The sequence below is a fragment of the Kitasatospora sp. GP30 genome, from assembly GCF_029892145.1.
Taxonomy (GTDB): domain Bacteria; phylum Actinomycetota; class Actinomycetes; order Streptomycetales; family Streptomycetaceae; genus Kitasatospora; species Kitasatospora acidiphila.
Genome location: NZ_JARZAH010000001.1, coordinates 180,385 through 206,719, shown reverse-complemented (window position 1 = coordinate 206,719; position 26,335 = coordinate 180,385). Strand labels below are relative to the sequence as shown.

The 26,335-nt window shown below is 71.2% G+C and carries 25 protein-coding genes; 8 read left to right on the top strand and 17 right to left on the bottom strand.

The window, feature by feature from the left end; all coding sequences use genetic code 11:
* Positions 1-2: 2 nt before the first annotated feature.
* Together P3T35_RS00985 and P3T35_RS00980 are read right to left on the bottom strand one after the other, a co-directional pair.
* Complete coding sequence (locus P3T35_RS00985; RefSeq protein WP_101380925.1) at positions 3-848, bottom strand: hypothetical protein; 846 nt, start codon at positions 846-848, stop codon at positions 3-5.
* On the bottom strand, positions 845-1,405 hold the full coding sequence (locus P3T35_RS00980) for a SigE family RNA polymerase sigma factor (RefSeq protein WP_101380924.1): 561 nt from the start codon (positions 1,403-1,405) through the stop codon (positions 845-847). Before P3T35_RS00980 ends, P3T35_RS00985 begins: the two co-directional genes overlap by 4 nt.
* Positions 1,406-1,592: 187 nt before the next feature.
* Between P3T35_RS00980 and P3T35_RS00975 the strand changes: the two genes are divergently transcribed.
* Positions 1,593-2,489 carry a phytanoyl-CoA dioxygenase family protein gene (locus P3T35_RS00975; protein ID WP_101380923.1) on the top strand — a complete coding sequence of 299 codons (897 nt, stop codon included), beginning with the start codon at positions 1,593-1,595 and terminating at the stop codon, positions 2,487-2,489.
* A 123-nt stretch (positions 2,490-2,612) separates the two neighbouring features.
* On the top strand, positions 2,613-4,721 hold the full coding sequence (locus P3T35_RS00970; protein WP_101380922.1) for a S53 family serine peptidase: 2,109 nt from the start codon (positions 2,613-2,615) through the stop codon (positions 4,719-4,721).
* A 468-nt stretch (positions 4,722-5,189) separates the two neighbouring features.
* On the opposite strand, the gene P3T35_RS00965 is transcribed toward P3T35_RS00970, so the two are convergent.
* The 3 genes from P3T35_RS00965 to P3T35_RS00955 all read right to left on the bottom strand — a co-directional run bounded on the left by P3T35_RS00965 (position 5,190) and on the right by P3T35_RS00955 (position 8,840).
* Positions 5,190-6,386: a metallophosphoesterase gene (locus P3T35_RS00965; RefSeq protein WP_280704090.1), complete on the bottom strand. Its 1,197-nt coding sequence runs from the start codon at positions 6,384-6,386 to the stop codon at positions 5,190-5,192.
* 609 nt (positions 6,387-6,995) lie between these two features.
* On the bottom strand, positions 6,996-8,204 hold the full coding sequence (locus P3T35_RS00960; RefSeq protein ID WP_101380921.1) for an RICIN domain-containing protein: 1,209 nt from the start codon (positions 8,202-8,204) through the stop codon (positions 6,996-6,998).
* Between the two features lie 414 nt (positions 8,205-8,618).
* On the bottom strand, positions 8,619-8,840 hold the full coding sequence (locus tag P3T35_RS00955; protein ID WP_101380920.1) for a hypothetical protein: 222 nt from the start codon (positions 8,838-8,840) through the stop codon (positions 8,619-8,621).
* On the opposite strand from P3T35_RS00955, the gene P3T35_RS00950 reads away from it, so the two are divergent.
* Positions 8,826-10,094, top strand: coding sequence for a GNAT family N-acetyltransferase (locus P3T35_RS00950; RefSeq protein ID WP_101380919.1), 1,269 nt, complete (start codon positions 8,826-8,828; stop codon positions 10,092-10,094). The two genes, P3T35_RS00955 and P3T35_RS00950, sit on opposite strands and share 15 nt — an antisense overlap.
* Positions 10,095-10,233: 139 nt before the next feature.
* Here P3T35_RS00950 and P3T35_RS00945 read toward each other — a convergent pair whose 3' ends face one another.
* On the bottom strand, positions 10,234-10,899 hold the full coding sequence (locus tag P3T35_RS00945) for a hypothetical protein (protein WP_180356486.1): 666 nt from the start codon (positions 10,897-10,899) through the stop codon (positions 10,234-10,236).
* A 108-nt stretch (positions 10,900-11,007) separates the two neighbouring features.
* Between P3T35_RS00945 and P3T35_RS00940 the strand changes: the two genes are divergently transcribed.
* Positions 11,008-11,634 carry a TetR/AcrR family transcriptional regulator gene (locus P3T35_RS00940; RefSeq protein ID WP_101385077.1) on the top strand — a complete coding sequence of 209 codons (627 nt, stop codon included), beginning with the start codon at positions 11,008-11,010 and terminating at the stop codon, positions 11,632-11,634.
* A 40-nt stretch (positions 11,635-11,674) separates the two neighbouring features.
* On the opposite strand, the gene P3T35_RS00935 is transcribed toward P3T35_RS00940, so the two are convergent.
* On the bottom strand, positions 11,675-12,976 hold the full coding sequence (locus tag P3T35_RS00935) for an MFS transporter (RefSeq protein WP_101380918.1): 1,302 nt from the start codon (positions 12,974-12,976) through the stop codon (positions 11,675-11,677).
* On the bottom strand, positions 12,973-14,208 hold the full coding sequence (locus P3T35_RS00930; protein ID WP_101380917.1) for an aminotransferase class V-fold PLP-dependent enzyme: 1,236 nt from the start codon (positions 14,206-14,208) through the stop codon (positions 12,973-12,975). The genes P3T35_RS00935 and P3T35_RS00930 overlap by 4 nt, the downstream gene beginning before the upstream one ends.
* Between P3T35_RS00930 and P3T35_RS00925 the strand changes: the two genes are divergently transcribed.
* Positions 14,207-15,607, top strand: coding sequence for a PLP-dependent aminotransferase family protein (locus tag P3T35_RS00925; protein ID WP_101380916.1), 1,401 nt, complete (start codon positions 14,207-14,209; stop codon positions 15,605-15,607). The two genes, P3T35_RS00930 and P3T35_RS00925, sit on opposite strands and share 2 nt — an antisense overlap.
* Positions 15,608-15,679: 72 nt before the next feature.
* On the opposite strand, the gene P3T35_RS00920 is transcribed toward P3T35_RS00925, so the two are convergent.
* Positions 15,680-16,090, bottom strand: a complete 411-nt coding sequence (locus P3T35_RS00920) for a nuclear transport factor 2 family protein (RefSeq protein WP_180356485.1) — start codon at positions 16,088-16,090, stop codon at positions 15,680-15,682.
* Positions 16,091-16,189: 99 nt separating this feature from the next.
* Between P3T35_RS00920 and P3T35_RS00915 the strand changes: the two genes are divergently transcribed.
* Positions 16,190-17,083: a helix-turn-helix domain-containing protein gene (locus P3T35_RS00915; protein ID WP_101380914.1), complete on the top strand. Its 894-nt coding sequence runs from the start codon at positions 16,190-16,192 to the stop codon at positions 17,081-17,083.
* A 177-nt stretch (positions 17,084-17,260) separates the two neighbouring features.
* On the opposite strand, the gene P3T35_RS00910 is transcribed toward P3T35_RS00915, so the two are convergent.
* Positions 17,261-17,989 (bottom strand): TetR/AcrR family transcriptional regulator C-terminal domain-containing protein, encoded by a 729-nt coding sequence (locus P3T35_RS00910; RefSeq protein WP_101380913.1) that lies wholly within the window; start codon positions 17,987-17,989, stop codon positions 17,261-17,263.
* 108 nt (positions 17,990-18,097) lie between these two features.
* On the opposite strand from P3T35_RS00910, the gene P3T35_RS00905 reads away from it, so the two are divergent.
* Both P3T35_RS00905 and P3T35_RS00900 read left to right on the top strand, forming a co-directional pair.
* Positions 18,098-19,177: an alpha/beta hydrolase gene (locus P3T35_RS00905; protein ID WP_101380912.1), complete on the top strand. Its 1,080-nt coding sequence runs from the start codon at positions 18,098-18,100 to the stop codon at positions 19,175-19,177.
* Between the two features lie 261 nt (positions 19,178-19,438).
* Positions 19,439-19,750, top strand: coding sequence for a hypothetical protein (locus P3T35_RS00900; RefSeq protein ID WP_101380911.1), 312 nt, complete (start codon positions 19,439-19,441; stop codon positions 19,748-19,750).
* A gap of 115 nt (positions 19,751-19,865) precedes the next feature.
* Here the strand turns inward: P3T35_RS00900 and P3T35_RS00895 are convergent, their stop codons facing one another.
* The 7 genes from P3T35_RS00895 to P3T35_RS00865 form a co-directional block, all read right to left on the bottom strand.
* On the bottom strand, positions 19,866-20,837 hold the full coding sequence (locus P3T35_RS00895) for a ribose-phosphate diphosphokinase (protein ID WP_101380910.1): 972 nt from the start codon (positions 20,835-20,837) through the stop codon (positions 19,866-19,868).
* Positions 20,834-21,904, bottom strand: coding sequence for an alkene reductase (locus tag P3T35_RS00890; protein WP_101380909.1), 1,071 nt, complete (start codon positions 21,902-21,904; stop codon positions 20,834-20,836). The genes P3T35_RS00895 and P3T35_RS00890 overlap by 4 nt, the downstream gene beginning before the upstream one ends.
* A gap of 26 nt (positions 21,905-21,930) precedes the next feature.
* A complete protein-coding gene (locus P3T35_RS00885; RefSeq protein WP_101380908.1) occupies positions 21,931-22,863 on the bottom strand; it encodes a pseudouridine-5'-phosphate glycosidase in 933 nt (310 codons plus the stop codon).
* Positions 22,860-23,819: an EamA family transporter gene (locus P3T35_RS00880; RefSeq protein WP_101380907.1), complete on the bottom strand. Its 960-nt coding sequence runs from the start codon at positions 23,817-23,819 to the stop codon at positions 22,860-22,862. The genes P3T35_RS00885 and P3T35_RS00880 overlap by 4 nt, the downstream gene beginning before the upstream one ends.
* Positions 23,816-24,478, bottom strand: coding sequence for a uracil phosphoribosyltransferase (upp, locus tag P3T35_RS00875; RefSeq protein WP_101380906.1), 663 nt, complete (start codon positions 24,476-24,478; stop codon positions 23,816-23,818). Before upp ends, P3T35_RS00880 begins: the two co-directional genes overlap by 4 nt.
* A gap of 72 nt (positions 24,479-24,550) precedes the next feature.
* Positions 24,551-25,234: a phosphoribosylanthranilate isomerase gene (locus tag P3T35_RS00870; RefSeq protein WP_218976690.1), complete on the bottom strand. Its 684-nt coding sequence runs from the start codon at positions 25,232-25,234 to the stop codon at positions 24,551-24,553.
* Positions 25,235-25,725: 491 nt separating this feature from the next.
* Positions 25,726-26,265: a DinB family protein gene (locus P3T35_RS00865; protein ID WP_101380905.1), complete on the bottom strand. Its 540-nt coding sequence runs from the start codon at positions 26,263-26,265 to the stop codon at positions 25,726-25,728.
* Between the last annotated feature and the right edge of the window lie 70 nt (positions 26,266-26,335).

Genomic DNA, 26,335 nt, shown 5'->3' with positions numbered 1-26,335 from the left:
GCTCAGACGCCGACGAACAGCGAGAGGGCCGTGGTTCCGCCGAGGAGCGGGGGGCCGCTGGGCACGAGCCGGTAGCTGCTGGCGCTGCCCGGGACCTCGCACCGCACCAGGACCGTGGCGGCGGCCGGGACCGCTTTGACGACCCGCAGGGTGTCCGGGGTGTCCCCGATCCAGGTGAGCGGCTCGCCGGAACTGAGACCGAGCCGCCGCTGGCCGGCACAGGGCGGGGCCAGGACGGTCATGACGCGGGTGGCCGAGGCGCCGGCCCCGTCGTCGTAGGAGAGGCCGATGGGCGCGGCCGGTGAGGGGGGAGCGGCCCGGTCGGCCAGGAAGTGCAGTCCGCCGGCGGACAGGCCGCCCTGGGCCGGCCGGTCACTGAGCAGGAGCAGCAACCGCCTTTCACCGTCCGGTCGTTGGCCCGCGAGCATGAGCAGGAACTGGCTCCCGAGCGGGCGCTGGTACAGCACCTGTACGTCGGTGTACGGACCCGCACCCCGAGCGTCCCAGAAGGTCGTCAGCACCGGGGAGGCGGCCGGAGCGGTGCCGCTCTGCTGCCACCACGGCGTGCCCGGCGTCGGCGTCGCGGTCGGGCCGGCGCCGGAACCGCCCCCGTCGGCGGCGGGGCTCACGGTACGGGCGGCACCGCCCGCACCGGTGACGGTCAGCGTCACGGTCAGGGCGGCCGCGGCGCAGGCCGCGGCACCCGCGACGAGGGCCGCCCGACGACGGCGCCGCCGGACGGTGACACGGGCCCGGACCCGCTGGTGGAAGTCGGCCGGTGCCAGCTCGAACTGCTCGGCCATGGCCCCCAGTTCCGCTTCCAGCTGCTGTTCGAACGAGTCGCTCATCGGGCCGCTCCCTGGTACGTCCGAAGCACGGCGTCCCCAGCCGGAGCGCTCTGCTGCTTACCCATCGCTTGCTGGTCCATTGCCGCGCGCAGTTGCTGCAGACCGCGAGAGGCGAGGCGCTTGACGTTGCCCACCGAGCAGCCGAGCGTCTGTGCCGTCTCCTGTTCGGTGAGCCCGGTGTAGTGCCGGAGCACCACCGCGGCCCGGGTGCGCGGAGCCAGTCCGGCCAGCACCCGGCGCAGCAGGTCGCGGTCGTCGATCGCGTCCGACGCACCGCTGCGACCGGTCTCCGGAAGGTGCAGCGTGAAGATCTCCTGGAACCTGCGCCGACGCGCGTTGCCGATGTGCGTGTTGACGATCGCGGCCCGCACGTAGGCCTCCTCCCTGCCCTGGGACCTGGCCCGGTCCCAGTGGCGGTAGCAGTTCGCCAGCGCGGTCTGCAGCAGGTCCTCGGCCAGGCCACGGTCGTTGGTGAGCAGCTGACACATGCGCAGCAGCGCCGAGGAGCGGGCCAGCACGAACTCCTCGAACAGTGCTTCTCTCTCGCTCTGTGGCACGCCACTCCCTCAGGTTCCAGATGCGGCGGAGTCGATTCCACTTGCCGCAGGATCCAGAAACGCTATCCAGGGCGTGCGGGTTGCCCGCGCTCGCTATGACGGTCGTCACAGCGGGTCGATGTCTACCGAGCGGATCGCGGCGGCGTTCAGAACCGGGCAAGAGAGCACCGCAACCTCAGGAGAGCCCATGACCGTGATGGAGACGGCCGCCCCCGGCCGGCCGATGACCGAGCAGCAGCGCGAGCGGTTCGAGCGGGACGGCTACCTGGTGGTGCCGGGCGCGCTGGACGCCTTCGAGGTCGCGCACTACTCGGACGCCCTGGACCGCCTCTACGCACGGGAAAGCGCCGCGGGCCGGGTCTCGCCCCAGGGGGCGATGCACCGGCTGAGCGCGGTGGCGGCGCTGCCGGAGGCGGTGCACCTGATCGACCATCCGAGCACGTTCCCGCTGGTCTGGTCGGTGCTCGGCTGGAACGTGCACATCTACCACTCGCACCTGGACGTGCACCCGCCGATCCGGACGCCGAAGCCCTACCACTTCGACTGGCACCAGGACGGCGGACGCCAGAACCGGGAGATCGAGACCGACCCGCGCCCGCGCCTGTCGGTGAAGGTCGCCTTCTGGCTGTCCGACCTTTCCGAGACCGGCCGCGGCAACTTCAAGGTCGTCCCGGGCAGCCACCTGACCAACCGGATCGACGGCCCGCCGAGCCGGGACATCGAGTGGCCGGAGCCGGCGGGAGCCGTCGAGGTCACCGCCAACCCCGGTGACGCGGTCTTCTTCGACCGGCGGTTGTGGCACACCCGGACCGACAACTACTCGGACATCACCCGCAAGGGCATGTTCTTCGCCTACTCGCACCGCTGGTCGCACAACCGGGACGAGAACGACGCACTGCTCGTCGACCAGGCGGCCCAGGGCTTCTCCCCGGTCCAGCGCCAACTGCTGGGCGCGCGGCTGGCCGCCCCGGGCGAGGTGCCGGGCGACCACCAGTGGGGTCACTACCCGGGTACCACGCCGCTGCACGGCTACCTCAGCGAGAACGGCTACCTCGACCCGCAGTACCCGCCGCTCAAGCCCTGACCGCCGGCAGGTTCGGATCCCTCCCGCGCCCCGTCCTCGAACAGCGGGTGGCCGCACCGCACACCGCCCGCCCCGACCCGGTCCACCGCCGGAACCCCTCCGCAGCACCTGGAGTGTGAAACCTTGTCCGCACGCAAGCCCCGTCCCGCCGCCACCCGCCACCGCGCCACCCGGACGGCCACGCTGACGGCCGTCCTGGCCGCCACCGCGCTCTCTGCCGGACTCACCGGGCCCACCGCGCTGGCCGCCACCCCGGACCGGACCGATCTGCCGTCCGCGGTCCCCGGCTGGATCAACGCCGGTGGCAGGTTCCAGGTCAAGGACGTGGGGCCGGCGCCCGGCACCCAGAGCATGACGCTGCGGGTCTACCTGTCCGGGAACGACGCCGGGCTGGTCCAGGCCGCCCGGGAGGTCTCCACCCCGGGCAGCAGGTCCTATGCGCACTACCTGACGCCGAGTCAGTTCTCGCAGCACTTCGGGGCGGGCCAGGAGCAGGTCGACACCGTCCGGAGCTGGCTGACCGGCTTCGGGATGAGCGTCACGGACGTCACTCCCCACTACCTCGCGGTGACCGCGACCGTCGACGAGGCGCAACAGGCCTTCGACACCTCGTTCCACAGCTTCGCCCGCGCCCAGGGCTTTCCCCTGAAGGGGTTCGCACCGGTCAGCGCCATCTCGGTCCCGGCGGCGCTGGGCAAGGACATCGTCACCGTCGTCGGGCTCGACACCCCGCCCGGCACGCACCCCGCAACCCCGACCCCCGACCCGACGCCCGGCTCCGTTCCCGTCCAGGGCACGGCGGGCGGCCCGCGCCACCAGGCGACCCCCGGGGCACCCGGCACCTCGGCCGCCTCGCCGACCGGGCAGGCCGCGCCGACCGGGCAGGCCCCCGCGGCCACACCGCCCTGCTCGACCTACTGGGGCGAGAAGTCGTCGCCCATCCCGGCCGTCAACGGCCGGACCAGTGCCCCCGACGCGGTCTGCGGCTACACCCCGCAACAGATGCGCGACGCCTACGGCGTGACGAACAGCAAGTACACCGGCAAGGGCCGCACCGTCGCGGTCGTCCTGGACGGCGCGCTGCCCACCATGGAGGCCGATGCCAACCGCTTCTTCGCCGCCCACGGCGTCGCCGGATTCGCCTCCGGCCAGTACAGCGAGAACCACGGGCCCGACTTCCAGAACAGCTGCAACGGCAGCAGCGAACTTCCCGAGGAACCGCTGGACGTGGAGTCCGTCCACCTCACCGCTCCGGACGCCAAGGTCGTCTACGTCGCGGCCGACTGCCAGGACAACACTCCCGACAGCCTGCAGCTCCACTTCCTGGACGCCGAGAGCCGGATCGTGGACCAGCACCTCGCGGACGTCTCCACCGACTCCTACAGCACGCAGGAAGCCGACTACGACCCCGCCATGATCGCCGCCTGGGACCTGACCTTCCAGCAGGGCGCCCTGGAGGGGATCGGCTTCGACTTCGACTCGGGCGACGCCGGCGACGGCGCCTCCGGCCAGTTCGCGGGCCGAGGCCCCGCGAACGTGCTCTTCCCCGCCTCCGACCCGTGGGCGACCGCGGCGGGCGGAACCACCCTGGAGATCGGCAAGGACGACAAGGTGGTGGGCGAGTACGGCTGGGGCTTCGACCACACGCAGATCAACCCGCAGGGCACCGACTACCTGACCCCGCCGCCCGGCGTGTTCCAGGAGGGCTCCACCGGCGGGCGCAGCGCCACCATGGACCAGCCCTGGTACCAGCAGGGCGTGGTCCCCCCGGCGCTGGCCACCGCGAACGGCACCGGCCCGGCCCACCGCGAGGTGCCGGACGTCTCCGCCGACGCCGACGGCGCCACCGGCTGGCTGATCGGTTACACCGACCCCGGCACCCAGACCTACAGCGAGATCATCGGCAGCGGCACCAGCGGCTCGTCCCCCCTGATCGCCGGCCTGGAGGCGGACGCCGCGCAGGCCGCCGGCCACGCGCTCGGCTTCGCCAACCCGCTGCTCTACTCGCTGCGCGGCAAGCCCGCGATCCACGACGTCCTGCCCGCCCCGGCCGGCCAGCCGCCGCTCACGCTCGAACACCAGCCGAGCGGAACCCAGGCCGGCAGCTTCGACACCTTCCTGGCCACCCTGGACCAGGACAGCAGCCTGCACACCACCCCGGGCTACGACGACGTGACCGGCCTCGGCTCGCTCACCCCGGAGTTCGTCAAGTCCCTCACCAAGAAGCACTGACCGCCCACCACACCGACGGCGGCCCGTCAGGGGACGCCGCGCCCGTGACACGGCAGAACATGGCGCATCGCGGTTGCAGTGCTGGTTGCAGTGCTGGTTGCATTCATCCGCGTTCGGTGCCGTTCACCACCCGGCAGCCCGGCCACTCCTTGGCAGGTCAGGACGCCCACACCCGCCCCTGAACGGTCGGGCGGACAGTTGGAAAGCGTGTTGGGGGCAACCCCTCACGAGTTCGAGTCTCGTATCCCCCGCCTTGTTCGAGGGCCCGGACCGCTCGGCGGCCCGGGCCTTCGTCATCTCGTGGTTGCAAGGCTGGTCACGTCAGGGTCCCAATCCAACCTTGCCGCCGCTCACCCGTCGCCAAGCCCCACACACCGGGCCCGCTGAACCCGCACCCGACCACGTGCGCCGGCTTCGTTCCTCGCCAGGCCGGCACCTCGTGTCGTCGTCAGTGATGTCTCTGGTGCGCTACGCGGCGGGTGGCGTGCCACCCGAGCGCAGCGTGAGCAGGGTGATCTCGCTAGGCGCGAAGACCCGGAAGGGCGGGCCCCAGAAGCCGGTACCCCGGCTGGTGTAGAGCTGGGTCCGCTGCCCGTGTCGGCTCAGGCCGTGCACCACCGGCTGGTCGATCCGGACGAGGAAGTTGAACGGCCAGATCTGGCCGCCGTGGGTGTGCCCGGAGATCTGCAGGTCGATGCCGGCGGCAGCGGCCTGTGGGACGTACTTGGGCTGGTGGGCGACGAGCAGGACCGGTCGGGCCGGGTCCGCCCCAGCCAGCGAGCCGGCCAGGTTCGCGCGGTGTCCGGCCAGGCCGGAGGACTCCGCGGTCACATCGTCCACGCCGGCGAGCACGAGGGCGTCCCCACCGCGCTCCACCACGACATGGCGGTTGTGCAGCGGTTCCCAGCCCAGCTCCGCCATGCGGTCCAGCCAACCCTGGGCCTCGCTGCCGTACTCGTGGTTCCCCGTGACGTAGACCTTCGCCAGCCGCGACCGGATCGTCCCGAGCGGCGCGGACTGCTCCCGGCGCTGGACGGGGGTGCCGTCGGCGATGTCGCCGGCGTGGACCACGACGTCCGCGTCGAGCGTGTTGACCGCCTCGGCAACCCGCGCCGACCAGGCCGCCCGGTCGATCGGCCCGTAGTGGGTGTCGGCCAGCACCACCACACGGGTCCCGTCCAGACCACCGCCGAGCCGCGGCACGTGAACGTCCAGCCGCTTCACCCGGGGCACCCGCATCGCCTCGTAGTGCCCCCAGCCCAACAGTCCGGCCGAGACGAGGGCGACGGTCACGGCGACGATCCTGGCCCGGTCGGCACCACCGACGTCGAGCCCGATCAGCACGAGGTCCACCAAGCCGCCCAGCACTGACCAGGTGAACAGGACCCAGACCACCCCGAGGGAGGTGTCCGCGACACGAGCGGCCCGGTCGTCCCGCCGCGGCCCGTGGCCCGCGACCATCAGGAAGGGAAAGGAGACCAGCCAGCCGGCGAAGACGACCGTGCCGCCCAGGAAGACCGGGAACGGCCAGTCGACGCCGGAGGCGAACAGCGTCCACCAGGGCGGGAGGCACAGAACTACAAGGATCAGGACGACCACGGCCAGTCGCCGGGGCAGGGATCGCCGACGCCTCGCACTCCCGCCCCGGGTCCTTGCACCCGGCACAGGTGCCGCCTCGGCCTCAGGCCGGGTGGCGACCACGACGGTCTCGGACCCCTCACGGTCCGACTGGAGGTCCGCCTCCGACCCGATGGATTCGCTGTCTGTCACTGCGCCGCCCCTCACATCCGCTGTCCCCCATCATCCGGCACGCGGTGGCCGTTGGAATCGTCCGGGTCCTATTGCCCACCAAGTGAGCGAAGTGCGCGGGCCCGACGGGCTGCCCGAGTTGCGCCACGTGGTGGGCGACGGGACCGCGATGCGCTGGACGCCGCCGAGGCCCGCCACACGCTTCAGCTCGGCCGGATCGAGAAGATCGCGGTGCTGCGCGCCGTCCCACCGCCGCCCGAACCGGACGAGCCGCGCCGGCGAGGACGCACACTCGGACCCCGACCGCACTGCAGGACTTCCTCGACTGGGAACACACCGCCTGGCCACGGGCCTGGCGGTCGACCAGCCGCCCCAGGGGCCAGGTCGACCGAGAACAACAGGACCGCTGCGATCCTCAACGCGCCAGGCAAGATCCTGCGGAGCTAGCCGACGGCGTCCCGCCTGGGCGGGCGCCGGATCGGGGCGAGCCGGATCGGGGCGAGCCGGATCGGGGCGAGCCGGCTCCTACTGGAGCTGCCACTGCTGGTTCCAGGTGTTGTTGCAGGTCCAGACGCCGAGGGCCTTGGCGTCCTCGTCGTAGGTCAGGCAGTCCTGGTCGGTGATCCGGATCTGGTACTGGCCGGCGCCCTGGCTGACGAGCTGCCACTTCTGCTCGTCGGCACCGGTCCACGGCTTGGCGTCGGCGTCGTAGGTCTTTGTGTTCTCGGTCAGCGCGAGGCCGGACACGGCACTGGTGATCTCGTAGCGGCCGTTGCCCACCGAGGTGAACTGCCAACCCGAGTTCTTGGCACCGCTGGTGCCGGCGAAGATCGAGGGACCCGAGGCGGCCCCGGTGACAACCGGGCCCTGGCCGGTCTTCACCTTGGGGTAGAGCAGACCTGCGATGGTGCCGCCACCGCTACCGCCGCCCTGGTGCGCGGGGGTGCCGGGGGTGGGGTTGCCGCCCACGCTGACGCCCGGGACCGTGCCGGGGGTGGCGGGGATGCCGGGGGTGGGGTTGCCGCCCACGCTGACACCCGGGACCGTACCGGGTGTGGCGGGGGTCGCGGGGGTCGCGGGGATGCCGGTGTTGGGGTCGCCCACGCTGGCCGCCGGTGTCGTGGCGGGGAAGTGGATGATCCGCTGGTGTTCGGTGCAGGTGATGCGCAGGCAGGGCCTGGTGTTGGTCACGGTCCGGTCGGAGTCGTTGCCGACGAACGCCCAGTTCACGTAGCCGCCGTCACCGTTGTTGGTGAAGGTCGAGTCACCCGAGAAGACCCAGATGCGGAAATCGTCGTAACCAGTCGGGCCGCCCTCCGAGTCGTGGTGATCCAGCCTGACGGTGGTGTCGACCAGCACCCCGTTCATGTCCGCCTCGTAGGGGTTGTGGAACACGGGGCCGCTGCTGTAGAGGTCGGTTCCGTCGTACTTGAACACCATGACGTTGAATCCGGGTGCCGCAGCACTCAGTTGGCTGGCCATCCCCTGGGTGAACGCGGCGTTGTCGGCCTGCGCGGTGAGGGCCGCGCTGCGGAAGCCTCCGATCATGGCTCCGATCGAGTTGATCAGGGCCGAGTCGCAGTTGCCACCGCCCACGCTGTCCTGTCCAGAGCAGTCGTATGCCGACGCCCGCTGCGGCGCGGCGATCAGGCCCGTCACGGCCAGGGCCGACAGGAGGCTGCCCGCGACGGCACGTTGGGCGAGTCGGTTCGCCCGGCGGGAGGAAGTGCGCATGCTGAAGTGCCCCGATCATTCGGCGTGGTGACGTTCGTCTGCGGAGGAGAAACGGTTCTTCGGATGCTAGGGCCGCCCACAGGTCTCGCCCAGGGGCCTTGACGGCTCCCTGACGGGGTATCGGAAGATCTGCTCGCGTGCGGCTCGTGACTGTCTGATTCATCGGATGGTCGGCGAATTGGGCGTGGTCGCTCAGGCTTATGGATACCGCCCGTCGCTCTGACCGCCTGGCCTGCGTGCAGGTGTGAGCCGTCACCCGGAGTCCGCGGGTCCTGGGGCAAGCCGGCCGTGAGGAGCCCGCGATCAGCATGAAGATCAACATCACGGAGGCCGCTCGGGCCTCCTCATCACCCACCTGCACGATCCGCAGGCCGGACCGTATCCACCGGGGACGGGCCTGGTCGGCACTCGAGGTCACCAGCCCTTGATCGCCATGACGATCCGCTCCGGCGCGCCGAGCATGAGGAAGGCGGTCGAGGCGGTGTGGCGGACATTGTGGCGGCGGCCGGCGCGGATGGGCGTCTCCGGGGAAACGGTCGTGGCCGCTCGGCCGGGCGGGCGGTAGCGGTGGGGGAGACCGATGATGGAAGTCCGGGGGCGCGCGATGTTCGAGAGCGGCGTATGGCTGTATGGCATGTCCGGGACTTCACACCGGACGACCTCGAAGCGGTGGTTCGGCTCGATAGTGAGAGCACCACCACGGGGCTTCCCGCCGTCTTCCGCCTCTCCGATGTCGTCGCCGCGTTGCAGGCACGGAATCCGAGCGTGGTCGCGGTGGCCGACGGGCATCTCGTGGGTGCGGCGATGGGCCGGGTGGACGGGGACCGGGCGTGGGTGCTGCGCATCGCGCTGCACCCGGCGTGGCGAAACCTGGGGATGGGTACCGCCTTGCTGTCCGCGCTGGAGCATCGGCTGCGGGACACCGGCGCCAGGATCGTCGCGGCGCTGCTGCCCGATGAGGAGACGGGCGCCACGGCACTGGTCAACTCGGGGTTCCGCCCCCGTCGGGGGCTCACGTACTTCGAGAAGTCGGAGGCCGTCAGCGCTCAGGGCACGGCGGTCCTGGCCATGCTGGGCGCGGTCATGCCCGATGCCCGCCTCTGGGAGCGGCTCACGGGCATGTCCGACGAGAAGCGGCTCATCGAACGGCGCCTGGTGCTGCCCCTGGCGAATCCCGAGCTGGCGGACGCTCACGGGGTGGAACCGCCCCGCGCGGTCGTGCTGTTCGGTCCACCGGGCACGGGCAAGAGCACGTTCGCCAAGGCCGTGGCCGGTCGGCTCGGCTGGCCGTTCGTCGAGCTCTTCCCGTCCCGGCTCGCGTCCGAGGACGGGCTGGCCGCCGGGCTCAGCCGCCGCTTCGAGGAGGTGGCGCAGCTGGACCACGTGCTGCTCTTCATCGACGAGGTCGAGGAGGTCGCCGGTACGCGCCACCTCGCCGCCCCCGCGTCGGTCGGCGTGGTCAACGAACTCCTCAAGTCGATCGTGCGGTTCCGTGACCGCGACGGCCGGCTGCTCGTCTGCGCGACCAACTCGGTGGCCGCCCTGGATCCGGCGTTCCTGCGCCACGGCCGGTTCGACTACGTCCTGCCGGTCGGGCCACCCGACTCCGTGGCCCGCGACGCGCTGTGGGGCGGCTACACGGCGAAAACGGGTACGGCCGCCGACACGGCGGTCCTCGCCGAAGCCAGCGAGGGCTTCACTCCCGCCGACATCAGGCAGGTCGCCATGGCGGTCGCCCAGAGCGCCTTCGAGCGCACGCTGGACACGGGGAGGCGGACCCAGCCCAGCACCCAGGACTATCTGGACGTCATCCACCGCACCCGCCCGACCGTGTCCGAGGAGATGGCCCGGGAGTTCGCCGACCAGACGGTCCGGTACGGGCGGGTCTGAGCGGACGCCGCCCTCGTCGTTCCGCGGGTCCGTCCGAAGCGCCGGGCAGAAGCCCTGCCGCACCGTCCACGGAGGCTGGTTCACCACCGAGCAGGACGCCTTGCCGTGGCGCCGCGCGCGCCCACCGGAGCGTCGAGGGTCAGGCCGCCCGACCGGTCGGCCGGGCCAGCCGGCAGCGGACCGCCCACGCCGCCGCCCCGAGGGCGAACCCGTAGACGGAGACCAGCCCGTGGCCGTTCTCCTGGGCGAACCACATCGCCAGGCCGAGCGCCGGGACGCCGGCTGCCAGGGCGATCTCCTTGGGGAGGCGGGTGCGGGTGAGGAAGGCGAGGGCGAGGGTGGCGCCGAGGAAGTAGGTGGCGCCGGAGCTGCCCGCGAAGTTGCGGGGGTCGGTGCTGGGGCCGTCGCCGAAGCCGAGCAGGGTGTCGATCCGGCCGGGCAGCAGGATGCCGGCGAGGAAGAAGCCGAGGGTGAGCGGGCCGCCCCAGTACCACTGGGCGAGCGCGGCGATGGCGGCGAGGGTGACGAGGTTCCACAGGCCGCCGAAGAGGCCGCCGTTCTGCATGAACACCGAGGTGAATTCGCGCCACCAGCCGGACTTGGCGGGGTCGGCGTCCAGCGCGTCCATGGCGCCGGACCAGAGCAGTTGGAGCAGGACGCCGCCGACGGCGAGCGTGGTCAAGGCGACCGCCGCCCACGGGATCGGCCGGCCGCGCAGGGTGTCGCGGCCGACCACGCCGAGCCCGCAGTTGACCATCATGACCATCAGCGCGGCCGTGGTCACGTTGAACAGGATCGCCCCCATGCGTGCTTCTCCCCCGTTTGCGGTGTTTCCAACACCGTTCGAAAACCTGATGGCGCAAAGCTAGCACAGTTTTCGAACAGTGTTGGAAAACGTTGTACGGTGGGCGGCATGAAGCTCACCAAGGAGCGCATCGTCGACGCGGGCATGGCCGTCTTCGCCGAGGTCGGCTACCAGAACCTGTCCATGCGCCAGGTCGCCGACCGCCTGGACGCCCACGCGGGCAGCCTCTACTACCACGTGCGCGGCAAGGACGAGTTGCTCTCCCTGATGGCCGACCGGGTCTGCCGCCGGGCGTACGACGCCGGCACCGAGGCCCTGGCCGCCCTCCCGTCCGCCGCCACCTGGCAGGACCGCATCCAAGCCCAGGCCACCACCCTGCGCCTGAGCATCAAGCAGCACCCCGGCGGCGCCCAACTCCTCGCCGAGAGCCCCGGGATGCTCAGCCCCGGCGCCCTCTCCCTGATGGAACGCCTGCTGCGCACCCTCATCGACGCCGCCCTGCCCGCCGGCGACTGCGGCATCGCCGCCGACACCCTGCTCAGCCACGTCACCGGCTTCGTGCTCCAGGAGCAGAACCAGCCGGCGACGCCACCACCCGTCACCGCCGAGCTCTACGCGGAACTGCGCGAGCAGTTCCCCCTGGTCATGAGCCCGTTGATGCCACGCCTGAGCCAGGACGAGAAGTTCGCGCAGAGCATCCGCCTGCTCTGCACCGGCTTCGCGGCGCTCTCCTAAGCACCCGGCCACCCAGCCAGCTGGCCACCTAGCCGTCGGCTCAGTGGTTCGCTGCCGCCTGTCGCGGGCCGGATGGCAGGGTCCCCAGGCGGCTGACCGGGGAGAGCAGCAGGGCGATGACGACGGTGGCGGAGGCGGCGGCAGCCACGGTCAGGGCGGTGCGGGCGCCGAGTTGACCGGTGAGGAGGCCGGCGGAGAGGCCGCCCAGGGCGCCGCCGCCGAACAGCAGGGTGCGGAAGGCCGCGGTCATCCGCCCCATCATCGACTGCGGTGTCACGGCCTGGCGGAGGCTGACGATGATGACCCCGGCCACGCCCAGGCCCAGGTAGGTGGTGAAGAAGGACAGCACGAAGATCCCGATCATCACCGGTCGCGGCCCGCCGGCGGCGGGGATCAGGGACGGGCCGAGCAGCAGGGCGGACTGGGCCACCAGGTAGACGCGGCCGAGCGGGAACCGTGCAATGACCTTGCGCGAGATCAGCGCGCCGACCAGGCCGCCGACGGAGGCGGTCGCGAAGACGGCGCCGAGGGTCGTCGAGCCGAGGTGGAGGTCGTGGGTGCCGTAGAGGAGGAACATCGTCCACACCGTGATCATCGAGAAGTTGCAGCAGAAGCCGATCAGGGCGAGGGCGCGCAGCACTCTGTCGTGCAGGACCCAGCCGAGGCCGTCCTTGAGCTCGCGCCACAGGTGGCGTTCGGCGACCGGCTCAGGGCGCGGCTCGGGCGTGCGGATGAGCAGGAGCGAGACGACGGACACCGCGTAGGAGCAGGAGTCGACGACCACGGCCATGGGGGCGCCGAGCGCGGAGACCAGGACACCGGCCAGTCCGGGGCCGGCCACGTCGGCGGTGGAGGAGCTGGCGCCCATCTTGGCACTGGCCTCGACGTAGTGGTCCGGGCTCTTCACCAGCACCGGCACGTACGACATCCAACTCACGTCGAACACCACCGACGCGATGCCGACCGTGCAGGTGATCACCATCAGCAGCGGCAGGTCGAGTTCGTGCCACCAGTAGAGCAGCGGGACGAGGCCGAGCAGGACCAGCCGGACCAGGTTGGCGCCCAGCATGACCGGGCGTCGGCGGGTCCGGTCGGTCCAGACGCCGATCGGCAGGGCGAGCCCGAGGTAGGGCACGAGTTGCAGGAAGCGCAGCAGCCCGACCTGTTCGTCGGTCGCGCCGAACGCGCCGATGGCGGTGAGCGGGAGGGCGAGGTTGGTCACCTGGGTGCCGAGCAGCGAGACGGTCTCGCCCAGCCAGAATCTGAGGAAGTCGCCGTTGCGCCACAGGCTCGGGGAGGTCGGTGCGTCCGTCGTGACCGGTGGGGAGGAGAGCTGTGTCATCGGGCGCTCCTTGCCAGTTCGGCGACCGCCCCGGCCACCGCGTCGACCTCGTCCTCGGTGTTGTAGTAGTGCGGCGACAGGCGGAGGCACCACTCCACATCCTTGTCGGCGAAGTCGTACTGGGCGAACTCCCGGTAGCTGAGCGCCGAGTTGATGCGGCGCTCGTCCAAGGCCGCCTTGAACGGCGCCGCCTCCCACCCCTCGATCGTGAAGGTGACCAGCGCGGCGGGAGCAGGACCCCCGTCCAGCGTCCGGACACCGGCCAGGGCCGCCAACTGCTCGCGCAGCCGCCCGGCCAGGGCCGGGGTGCGCCGTGAGACGGGCTCCAGGCCGACCCGCAGCGCGTAGCGGGTCGCGGCGGCGCAGCCGAGCACGGTGGCGTACGGGAACTCCCACTCCTCGAACCTGGCGGCCGTGTCGACCGGGCGGTAGTAGCCGGGGGCGACCCAGCGGGCGCCGTGCATGTCGATGTACAGCGGCTCGCAACCGGCCTGGAGCACCCGGTCGGAGACGTACAGGAAGCCCGAACCGCGCGGGCCGCGAAGGAACTTGCGGCAGGTCGCGGTGAGCAGGTCGCAGCCGATCTCCTCGACGTCGACGGGGTACTGGCCGACCGACTGGCAGGCGTCGACCAGGTACAGCAGGTCGAGTTCGCGGCAGTGCCGGCCGATCTCGGCGACCGGCTGGACCAGCCCGGAGTTGGTGGGTACGTGCGTCACGGCCACCAGGCGCGGTCGGTGGGAGCGCATCAGCGCGGCCATGGCGTCGACGTCGACGCCGCTGCCGTCGGGGTGGTCGGGGGCGTGCACGATCCTGACGCCGTGTCGCTTGCGCAGGGCGAGGAAGGCGATCTGGTTGGAGATGAAGTCGTTGCGGGTGGTGAGGATGACGTCGTCCGGGCGGAAGTCGATGGCCGAGAGGGCTTTGGTGTAGGCGTGGGTCGCGCTCGCCGCGAAGGCGATGTTGCCGGGGCGGGTGCCCAGGAGTTCGGCGAGCGAGGCGTAGAAGTCGGCGACCTCGCCGGCCCGGGCGGCGGAGGCCTCGTAGCCGCCGATGGCCGCTTCCAGCCGCAGGTGGTCGAGCATCGCCTGGAGCACCGGACGGGCCATCAGGCCGCAGCCGGCGTTGTTGAAGTGGATCACCTCCTCGCACCCGGGGGTGTCGGCTCGCAGGGCGGCGAGATCGAGGAGCGGTTCCGAGGTACCGGCGAAAGCGCTATCGTGGTTCTTCATGTATGACGGTAGCAGTATCGAGGCCCTGGTGGCGATCCTCCGAACCGAGATCGCCCGTCTCTCCCCGGGCGACCGCCTGCCCAGCAGCCGCGATCTGATCGCACGTCACGGGGTCGGCCCGGTCACCGTCTCCCGCGCGATCGCGCTGCTGGCCGCCGAGGGCTCGGTCGTCACCCGCCCGGGCAGCGGTACGTACGTGGCCACCCGCCGGCCGCGGCCGGCCGACAGCGAGCCGGACACCTCCTGGCAGGCGGTCGCGCTGGCCGGCCGTCAGTTCCTGCCGGAGCGCTCCGACGAGCAGTCGGAAACGCCGGCGGCCGGCACCATCGCGCTGTCCGGCGGCTACCTGCACGAGAGCCTCCAGCCCACCCGGCTGCTCGGCGGCGCCCTGGCCCGCGCCGCCCGCCGCCCGGACGCCTGGCGCCGCGCCCCGGCGGCGGGACTGTCGACGCTGCGCACGATCTTCGCCCGGCAGGCCGGAGGTGACGTCGGCCAGGACGACGTCCTGGTGACCGGAGGCGGGCAAGGGGCGCTGTCCATGCTGTTTCGCGCCATCGCGGCGCCCGGCAACCCGGTCCTGGTCGAGTCGCCGACCTACCACGGCGCGCTCGCCGCCGCGCGCTCCGCCGGGCTGCAACCGGTGCCCGTGCCGATGGACGAGCACGGCCTGCGCCCCGACCTGCTCGCCGACGCCTTCGCCATGACCGGCGCCCGACTGCTCTACTGCCAGCCCACCTTCCACAACCCCACCGGCACCGTCCTCTCCCCCGAACGACGCCGGCAGATCGTCGACGTGGCGCGCGCCGCCGGAGCCTTCCTCATCGAGGACGACTTCGCCCGCCACCTCGGCCACGGCCGACCGGTGCCACGCCCCCTGGTCGCCGACGACCGCGATGGCACCGTCATCCACCTCACCTCGCTGACCAAGCCCGCCTCGCCGAGCCTGCGGATCGGCGCCGTCATCGCCCGGGGCCCGGTCATGCGGCGCCTGCTCGGCATGCGGCGGGTCGACGACTTCTTCATCGCCCGCCCCCTCCAGGAAGCCGCCGTCGAGCTGCTCAGCACCCCCAGCTGGGACCGCCATCTGCGCAGCCTGGCCGGCACGCTGCAGCAGCGCTGCGCCGTCCTGGCCGACGCCCTGGCCCGCGAGGTGCCCGACTGGACGCTCCTCCGGGTACCCGAGGGCGGCCTGCACCTGTGGCTCCGGCTCCCGCCCGGCCTCACGGAGGCGGCCGTCGCGGACGCGGCCCCGGCCCACCGGGTCACCGTCAACCTCGGGCACCACTACTTCCCGGCCGAGCCGCCCGCCGCCCACCTGCGCCTCGGCTTCGCCGCCGCCCCCGAACCCGCCGACCTCGCCGAAGCCGCCGCCCGCCTGGCGGGGGCGGTGGGCGGCTGACACCGCCGACCACCCCGGGGGTTCCCGAGCGGGCGCCGCTCCGTGCCGCCCGGCGGGCCGCGTCGCGTCCGCTCAGGCGGTGCCGAGCGGGTTGAGGAGGGTGAAGCGCCAGCCGCCGTCGGCGTCCCGGCGGGCGATGTTGGCGGTGGTGCCGGTCGGGGCGATCCTCCCCCGGCCTTCGGCCGGGAGGTGCCCCGACAAGCCGTCGGGGCCGTCGATCTCCATGGTCCAGTCGGTGACCAGGAGAGCGGTGTCCGCGCCGATGAGGGTGTGCCGTGGGACGTTGGTCAGCCTGCCATGGGCGGCGACGGTACCGGCGATCTCCGCACGGAGCGCCTCGGTGCCGGTGATGTGCTCGCGGGCGACCGTGCGCATGGCCGCGCCCGGGGCGAACAGCGCGAGGACGCCGTCGATGTCGCCGGCGTTCAGGGCGTCCTGGAACAGCACCGGCAGCTTCGCGGGGTCGGTGACGACAGGGAACATGGTGGAGGCCCTCATTTCCGGTGTGGGAGTGGCCGTTTGGCCGTGCATCCACGATGTCCCGGTGGCCGCCCTCCCGACGAGGTAGAGTCGCGACCCGAGATGGTCGAAAGTGGACAGCGCGACGTCATCGACATCGCCTATGACAACCCCGACCGGCTGCCCGCCGGCCTTGAGGTGCTGACCTTCACCGCGCTGAAGTCGCGCCTGCGAAGCTCAGTTGCCCGCCGCCCGAGCCGCCTGGACTTCCACCAGGTCATGCTGGTGCGCGGCGGCAAGGGCACCGCGATGGTCGATTTCGTCGCCCACCCGTGCACCCGCGGCACGCTGCTGCACCTGCGGCCCGGTCAGGTGCAGCGGCTGCCGTCCGACGCGCGCGGCCGGCCTGCGGACCTCGACGCCGTACTCCTGCTGTTCACCGCCGACTTCCCCCCGCCGCTGCCCGCCACCCGCGAGGTGCTCGACGGATTCGGCCCGGTCGCTTGGCAGTTGGCACCCACCGAGTTCGATGCCTTCGATCGCGCCGTGGCGGAGCTGGCCGCCGAGTACGGGACGCTACGAAGCGAGCAACTCCCCGAGCTGACCGGTGCGTTGCTGTGCCAGCTGGTGGGCGCGCTGCTGATCCGCCTGGCCCGGCTGGCAGACCGGGGCGAACCGTCCGCCTCCGGCCCGCACGGCGCCGAGGTCTACCTCGCCTTCCGCCGCGAGTTGGAACGCTCCTTCGCCACCAGCCGCTCCGTCGAGGACTACGCCGCACGGCTCGGCTACTCCCCGCGGACCCTCACCCGCGCCTGCCTGGCCGCCACCGGACGCAGCGCCAAGCAGCTCGCCGACGCCCGCGTCGCCTTGCAGGCACAGCGGCTGCTCGCCCACACCGAGCTGCCCGTGGCCGCGATCGGGCGCGCGCTCGGCTTCAGCGAGGCCACCAACTTCGGCAAGTTCTTCGCCCGCGAAACCGGCCGCACCCCGGGCGAGTTCCGGCGTGCTCAACGCTGAGCGAGCCGGTTCGGCGCTGAGCGAGCCCGTTCAGCGCTGAGCGAGCCCCGGGCGGGCGGTATCGGCGAGGTCGCGGATCCGGGTGGCGTAGCCGGCCCACGCGGTGCGGGTGAGGAAGTGGCCGACGCCCGGCGCAGTCGAATCCCTCTTCCGTCCGAGCCGGGGGGCTCCCCGGGACTACCCCCGCCCCGCTTGGTCGATGAGGACCTCCACACCGTCGAGGACTCGGGTGAGGGCGAACTCCAGCGGGTCGGCGGGCTCGGGGGCGAACGCGCCGGCGGCGATGGCCTGGGTCAGGTGCGGGAAGCGGTCGGCGTGGCGGGCGATCAGCTCGCCGGTGAGGCGGTTCCACTCCTCGTCCTGTGCCTGGTCGAAGTCCTGCTGCTCCTGGGCCACGGTGCGGACCAGGCCGGCGATCAGCACGAAGATCCGGTGCTGCTGGGCGGCGGGCAGGCCGGTGCCGTTCAGGGCGGCGAACGCGGCGTCCAGCCAGCCGAGTTGGTGCGGGCCCATAACCTGGCGGCGCATGGCGACGGCGGCCGGCAGCCAGGGGTGGGCGCGGTGGACCTGCTGGGAGAGGCGGGCCCACCGGGTGATGCGCGGCCGCCAACCGCCGGCGACCGCCGAGAGGTCGGGGACCTCGGCGAGGATGAACTCGACCATCAGCTCGATGAGTTCGGTCTTGCCCGGCACATAGCGGTACAGCGCCATCGCGGAGACCCCGAAGGTGGCGGCGACCTTGCTCATGGAGACCGCGGCCAGGCCTTCGGCGTCCGCGATGGCCACCGCGGCCTCGGCGATCCGGCCGGGAGTCAGGCTCGGCTTGGGTCCGCGGGTCGGCTGCTCCTGCTCGCCCCACAGCAGCGCGATGCCCGTCCGCAGGTCGCGGGCCTTCTCCTTGGCCATCTCGGCTCTCCCTCCACATCGGGTCGGCGGTGCCTGTTGACACGCCATCAGAACTGTATATACCTTAAACGCATCTGCTGACGCGATAAACAGTTTAGGGGAGTAACCGTGATCGCCACCATCACCGTCGCCACCGTCGCCGCCCTCGCCGCTCCCGTCGCCGGCCTGCTGGGCTACCGGCAGCTCAAGCGCGCCGCGAACGCCAGGAAGATCCGCATCACCACGCCGAACTCCATCGACGAGTCCGGGTTCGTCCGGATCGGCGGCATCGACCAGTGGGTGTCCATCCGCGGCGAGGACCTCGGCAACCCGGTGCTCCTGGAGATCCTGGGTGGTCCGGGCGCCTCCAACCTGGTCTTCCTCCCCCGCACCCACGTCTGGGAGAAGCACTTCACCATCGTGCGCTGGGACATGCGCGGGGCCGGCTTCACGTTCGCCGCCGGCGGTCCCGACGGGCAGGGCGAGTTGAACTACGACCGGCTCCACCGCGACGCCCTGGAGGTCACCGAGTACGTCCGGGCCCGGCTCGGCGTGGCGAAGCTGCTGCTGGTCGCCAACTCCTTCGGCACCGTGCTCGGCCTGCGCCTGGCCCGCAACCACCCCGAGCTGTACTCCGGTTACGTCGGCACCGACCAGAACATCATCGACGGCGGCCGCGATCACACCGCCTATGACGCGATGCTGGCTCGGCTCCAGAAGGCGGGCAAGAAGCGGGAGTTGGCCACCGCGCTGGAGATGGGCGCGGACCGGAGGGCCTGGACGGTCAAGCAGGTCGCCGAGTTCAACAAGCTGGTCCTCACCAGCGACCCGCTCTCCTACGACACCATGAAGACCGTGGTGATCCGCTCGCTCTGGTTCTCACCCCTGCACACGCTGCGCGGCCTGCGGGCGTACCTCAAGGCCATGACCTGGTCCGAGCAGCTCCAGGTGCAGGCCGCGACCATCGACGAGCGCGCCGAGGGCACCGACTTCCCGATCCCGTTCTTCATCTTCCAGGGCGACGGCGACGTGCTGACCCCGCCGCAGCCCGCCAAGCGGTTCTTCGACGAAGTCAGCGCCCCGGTCAAGGAGTTCGCGCTGATCCGGAACGCCAGCCACTTCGCGAGCTTCCGCCACCCCGACCAGTTCCTCGACCTGATGCTCACCAAGGTCCGCCCGGCGATCACCGGTCAGCCACTCGCGGCCTGACAGTCGATGCGGGAGCACCGGCGCGGGAGAGCATCGCCGCAGGAAAGCGTCGACTCCATCATGCCTGGTCGCCGGGCATGTCGGTAGGACGGAGCACACGCGGCTTCGGCCTTGTCCGGCCACCTCCGCGACCCGCACACTCGACGTCATCCACGTTCCCGGCCGATGTGCCGGCGTCCCACCGGGGCGCCGGCACATCCGTCGTGCTGCCCCGCCGCCGGCGGGGGCCGGCCCGGGGAGTGCACGGACGGAGGGGTAACAATGAATCAGGACACCGTACTTCGGGCCCGGGTACGGCTGCTCGGCAGCAACCGCCGAGTACTGCGCGGCCCGGACGCGCTCTGGGTGTACCGGGTTCTGACCCAGGTCAGCCCGGAGGCCTACGGCTCGAAGCTCGCCCATGTGCTGGTGGCGGCGGCCCGCTCGCCCCGGGTGCGCGAACTGCCCGAGGCCCGCAAGGCGTTGCTGGAGGAGGCGGTGGCGGTGGCCGCGGCGCTGGATCCCGCGAACCCGTTCCGAACGAAGGTGCTCGCCAGGGCACTTGAGGCGCAGCGGGAGGAAACCGCCGAGTAGCGCGGCCCACTGGGTCGGCAGAACCGAGACACCGGACGAAACACCGGACGAAACACCGGACGCCGTCCCCGGCACCCTCATCGGGATGCCGGGGACGGCGTCTTCCGTGCCCGGTCTACTGCTCGAAGAGCCTGGTCACCGAGCCGTTCTCGAAGATCTCCTTGATCGCCTGGGCGATCACCGGAGCGATGGAGAGCACCTCCACCTTGTCCAGGTCGATGGCCGCGGCGCTCGGCAGGCTGTCGGTGAAGACGAACCGGCTGACCTGGGAGTTCTTCAGGCGGTCCACGGCGGGCCCGGAGAGGATGCCGTGGGTGGCCGCCACGATCACGTCGGCGGCGCCGTTCGCGTAGAGCACGTCGGCGGCGGCGCAGATGGTGCCCGCGGTGTCGACCATGTCGTCCACCAGCACGCAGACCCGGTCGGCCACCTCACCGACCACCTCGTGCGCGGTGACCTGGTGCGCGACGTCCTTGTCCCGCTTCTTGTGGACGATCGCCAGCGGTGCCCCGAGCCGGTCGCACCAGCGGTCGGCGACCCGCACCCGTCCGGCGTCCGGGGAGACCACGGTCAGCCGGGACTGGTCGGTGTGCGCGGCGATGTGGTCGGCGAGCAGCGGGAGCGCGAACAGGTGGTCCACCGGCCCGTCGAAGAAACCCACGATCTGGTCGGTGTGCAGGTCGACGGTGATGATCCGGTCCGCGCCGGCGGCGGTCAGCAGGTCGGCGACCAGCCGGGCCGAGATCGGCTCCCGGCCCTTGTGCTTCTTGTCCTGCCGCGAGTAGCCGTAGAACGGCGCCACCACGGTGATGCTGTTGGCGGAGGCCCGCTTCAGCGCGTCGACCATGATGAGCTGTTCCATGATCCAGGTGTTGATCGGGGCGGTGTGGGACTGCACCACGAAGCAGTCCGCGCCGCGCACCGACTTCTCGAAGCGGACGTAGATCTCGCCGTTGGCGAAGTCCCGCGCCTGCGTCGGCACCAGCTCGGTGCCCAGCTCCTGGGCGATCCGCTCGCTGAGCTCCGAGTGGGCCCGGCCGGAGAACAGCAGCAGATCCCGCTCGGTGCCCCGGACCACGGCCCTCATCGGCCGAGCACCGGATAGTCGGTGTAGCCGTGCTGGTCGCCGCCGTAGAAGGTCGACTGGTCGACCTCGTTGAACGGGCCACCGGCCTTGATCCGGTCCAGCAGGTCGGGGTTGGCCAGCCAGAGCGCACCCACCGAGACGACGTCGGCCAGGTTCTCGTCCAGGATCTCCTGCGCGGTCTTCGCGGTCGCGGGGAACGAGTCCTGACTGGCGTGCGGGTTGACGATCAGGCTGCCCTGCCACAGCTCCCGGATCATCCTGGTCATCGGGCGGGTGACGATCTCGCAGACCTCCAGGAAGGCCAGCTCCGGCAGCGCCGGCACCAGCGCCTGGTAGAGCGCCTCGGTGTCGCCCTCGACGATGTCGTTGTAGGGGTTGGCCGGGGAGATCCGCACGGCGGTGCGGTCGTTGCCGATCGCGGCGGCGACGGCCTCGGTGACCTCGATGGCGAAGCGGATCCGGTTGCCCAGCGAGCCGCCGTAGCCGTCGGTGCGGGTGTTGGTGTTCTCGGCCATGAACTGGTGCAGCAGGAAGCCGTTGCCGGCGTGCAGCTGGACCGCGTCGAAGCCGGCGTCCACTGCGTAGCGCGCCGAGGTCACGAAGTCCTGGATGGTGGAATCGATCTCATCGGCCGTCAGCTCGTGGGGGACCAGGTAGTCCTTGAGCCCGTCCGGGGTGAAGCACTGGCCGCCGGCGACGATCGCGGACGGGGCCACCGACTGGTGCGCGCTCGGGTACAGCGAGGGGTGGCCGATCCGCCCGGAGTGCATCAGCTGGGCGACGATCTTGCCGCCCTCGGCGTGCACCGCGTCGGTGACGACCCGCCAGCTGCGGGCGTGCTCGGGGGTGTGCAGGCCGGGCGAGTTGATGAAGCCCTGGCCCACCTGGGACGGCTGGATGCCCTCGGTGATGATCAGGGCGGCGGCGGCGCGCTGGCTGTAGTACTCGGCCATCAGCTCGGTGGCGTCCCCGGACGGCAGCGCCCGGTTGCGCGACATCGGTGCCATGGCGAGCCGGTTCTTCAGGGCGAACTTGCCGACGGTGACGGAATCGAACAGCGAAGTCATGTCTTGTTGCCTCTTCGAGCGATGGGTCAGGAGTGGTCGGACTGGTAGCGGGCATAGGCGGCGGCCATCCGGCCACCGACCTCGGCCGTGGAGATGAGAACCGCCATGTTGGCCTGCGCGGTGCGGCCGCCGGTGGCCCGATCGACCGCGTGCATCAGGTACTTGGTCAGGCCCTGGCCGGTGACACCGTCCCGTTCGGCCTGGACGAGCGCGTCGTTGATGGCCGCCTCGGCGACCACCGGGTCGACCGCGTCCTCGTCGCGCGGCGGCGTGGTGATGACCACTCCGCCGGGGTGCCCGGCGGCCCAGTGGGTGGCGACCACCTTGGCGATCAGGTCCTCGTCGTCGATCCGGTGCGGGGCGCGCAGGCCGCTGGAGGCGCAGTAGAACGCCGGGAAGTCGTCCGACCCGTGCGCGATCACCGGCACGCACTGGGTCTCCAGGTACTCCATGGTCAGCGCCAGATCGAGGATCATCTTGGCGCCCGCGCAGACCACCGCCACCTTGGAGCGGGTGAGCTGGATCAGGTCGGAGGAGATGTCCATGGTGGTCTCGGCGCCCCGGTGCACCCCGCCGAGACCGGCCGAGGAGAAGAACGGGATCCCGGCGAGCTCGGCGGCGACCAGCGAGGACGCCACCGTGGTCGCGCCGCGGCCGCCGCGGGCCAGCACCACCGGCAGGTCGCGGCTGGAGACCTTGGGGATGCCGCCCTCGGAGGCGAACCGCTCGATGTCCGCCGCGGTCATGCCGACCCGGATCGCGCCGTCCTCGATGCAGATCGTGGCCGGCACCGAGCCGCCCTTGCGGACGGCGGCCTCGACCTGGTGCGCGGTCTCGGCATTGTGCGGGTACTTCAGGCCGTGCGTGATCACGTTCGACTCCAGCGCGACCACCGGACGGCGCTCGTGCAGGGCCTCGCGGACCTCTTCGCTGTAGACGATCGGGATGGTCGTGCTCATCTCACTCCCTCGCTCGGGCTGGTCGACGGTTCCGCCTCGGTCACCGCTGCCGGACTGCTCTGGGCCACCGTCGTCGTGGCCTTCTTCCGGCGCGGCTGGCCGATGACCACCGCGGCGATCACCGCCACGGCGCCGACCAGCTGGATGGCGTTCAGTGACTGGTTGAGGAAGACGTAGCCCAGGACGGTCGCGCACAGCGGCGAGGCGAAGGAGAGGAACGACGCCGCCAGGGCGGGCAGCCGCGACAGGCCGCGGAACCAGAGCACATAGGCGATCAGCGCCCCGATGAGGCCCAGGTAGGCGAAGCCGCCGATGTTCTTCCAGGTCAGGTGGTCGGGCAGGGTCTCGGTGGCCAGGCAGATCGGCAGCAGCAGGATGCCGCCGACGGTGAGCTGCCAACCGGTGAAGGTCATCAGGGAGACCCCCTCCGGGCGACCCCAGCGCTTGACCAGCACGATGCCGGAGGCCATGCAGAGCGCACCGAGCAGACCGGCGATCACACCGATGCCGTCCAGGCCCGCCTTCGGGCCGATCACCAGCAGCGCGATGCCCCCGGCGCCCAGCAGGCAGGAGACGATGTGCTGCGGCATGATCTTCTCGCGCAGCAGCACCGCACCGAGCAGCAGCACGATCATCGGCTGGACGCTTCCCATCAGCGCCGCCACGCCGCCGGGCAGGTGGTAGGCGGCGAGGAACAGGAAGTAGAAGAACGCGCCGATGTTCAGCACGCCGAGCACCAGCGCGCGCCACCACCAGATGCCCTTGGGCAGCTGCCGGGTGATCAGCAGCAGGATCAGGCCGGCCGGCAGCGCCCGCAGGGTGGAGGCCAGCAGCGGCTTCTCGGGGGGCAGGAACTCGGTGGTGATCAGGTAGGTCGAACCCCAGACCATCGGCGCCAGCGCCGTGATCAGGGAGGTGGCGGCGAGGCCGCCGCCACCGCTGCGCCGATTGCTCATTTCCTTGCCCCGGAGTCCGTGGTTCCGAAGAACCGGTCGCCGAAGTCCCCGATGCCGGGGATCATGAACGCGTGCTCGTTGAGCCGGTCCTCGATGGCGCTGGTGACGATCTGCAGCCCCGGCCGCTCCCTGGCGAAGCGCTCGAGTCCCTCGGGCGAGGAGAGGAAGTTGATCATGATGATCTTCTCCTCGGAAACCCCCGAGTCCAGCAGCACGTCGATGGCCGCCAGTGCCGAACCGCCGGTGGCCAGCATCGGCTCCAGCAGCAGCACGTGGCCTTCGCCGATGTCCGCCGGCAGCTGCTTGTAGTAGAGCTTCGGCAGCTTGGTCTGCTTGTCGCGCTGGATCAGGATCTTGCCGATCGGGATGTCGGGCTGCACATCCAGCAGCTCGACCTCCATCGCCTCACCGGCGCGGATCACCGGCACGGCGCACACCTTGTCGACGAGCTCGAGTCCCAAGTAGGTGACGCCGACCGGGGTGGTGACCTCCCGCTTGGCGTACGGCAGCAGATCCAGGGCGGCTTCCAGCAGACGGTGGATGATGCGCCGCGTGTAGAACCGGAAGTCCTCCTGCGAGCAGTCCCGGTCCCGGACGATGGTGTGCATGGCGCGGAGCTGATCCGTCTGCGGCAACAGGTGGACGTGTTCGGTACTCACGGCTGGGCCTCCACGGTGGATGGGGAGAAGGCGAGTTGACGGTGCGCCGGGGAGTTGGGTGCGGACGGGCGATCAGCCGATGTCGTCGAAGGCACGACGGGCTTCGGCGACGAACTTGGCGACCTTGGCCCGGTCCTTGCGGCCGTCCGGGCCCTCCAGACCGGTGTGGGCGTCAACGGCGGCCGGACGGACGGCGCGGATCGCGTCCCCGACGTTCTCCGGGTTCAGGCCGCCCGCCATCATCAGCGGCTTCGGGGAGCGGCGGACCAGCTCGGCCGAGATGCTCCAGTCGTGGGTGAGCCCCGTCGCGCCCTTGGCACCGGTCTTCGGGTCGAAGGTATCGGTGATGTACATGTCGACGAACGGGTGGGTGTCGTCGACGAGTTGGAGCAGTTCCTCGGCATTGTCGGTCTTGACCACCAGCGACTTCAGCACGAACAGCTCCGGGCGGAGCTCCTTGAGCAGGCGGAGCTGGTCGGTCGCCACATCCCCGTGCAGCTGGACGGCGACCACACCGAGCTGGGTGCAGAAGTCGCTGACCTCCTGAGCATCCGTCAGGTAGCTGATCAGCACGCCGGCGTGCGGCGGCTCGAAGCCCTTGATGATCGCGGCGGCGTCCTGCTCGGAGATGTCATCCCTGCCGGACGGCAGGCGCAGCCCGAAGCCGATCCAGTCCGCCCCCTCGCCGATGATCATGTCGGCTTCCGCGGCGTCGATGCAGCCCGCGACCTGGACCAGCTTGTTCACGGTGGTCATGGAGTTCCCCCTCGTTGGGATATGCCAATGACTGCGGGCAGGCGGAAACCACCCCCGGTGCTTCGGAGTGCTCCAACCCCCACAGGCCTCTGAGCCAACTCGGTCCACCGTCTCGGCGGACACGGTGGCGCCGGATCCGGCCGATCGGGACCTCGGCCGCGCCCCCGATTCGACGTCAAACTTTCCGACATCGGCAGCCTACGGAGTCGGGCCGTGGATCTCAGCCTTCTGCCGCAACCTTGGCTTGACTACGCCACGTTGGTGCTCCGTACACCGAACGGGAGCGCGAGGGAACAAACTGACGGACCACCGCCACAAGGTGGCTGATGGTCCGTCAGTTCACGCAGGGTTCAGGATTCCTTCTCGTCTCCCGGGTCGTTCAGGGTTCGTTCTCGTCGCACGTGGAGTTCAGGGTTCCTTCTCGTCGCACGTGGAGTTCAGGCTTCGTTCTCGTCGCACGTGGAGTTCAGGCTTCGTTCTCGTCTCCCGGGTCAGCCCATGCTCTTGGCGCCGTCCAGCGACTCGCGGATGATGTCGGCGTGGCCGGCGTGCTGAGCGGTCTCGGCGGCGATGTGCAGCAGAGTGCGGCGGGCCGACCAGGACTTGTCGGCCTCGAACCAGGGCGCCTTGGGCAGCGGCTGCGCGGCGTCCAGGCTCGGCAGCGCGGCCAGCAGGTCGTCGGTGCGGCGGGCCACCTCCTCGTACTCCGCCAGCACACCGGCCAGCGTCTCGCTGGGCAGCAACTGGAACTCCTCGGCACGCTTGGCCCAGTCGGCCTCCGTCAGGGTGGTGAAGTCGGGCATCACCGACGGGCCCTCGACGATGAACGACGCCCAGAACCGCTCGGTCGACGTCACGTGCTTGATCAGGCCGCCCAGGCAGAGCTCGCTGGCGGTGGTCCGCTGCCGGGCCTGGTCGTCGGTGAGGTCACGGGTGGTGAGGCGCAGGAAGTGCCGTGCCGTGGTCAGCGTCTCCAGCAGGTCGGCCCGCTCGCCGGACAGCTCGGTGGTGGCGTTGGTGGTGTCGGTCATGGCTGCTCCCGCTCTCGGTTTCCGGTTCCCTTGCTCGACACCTACGTTAGGAGCCATAGCGGTCAGTTTC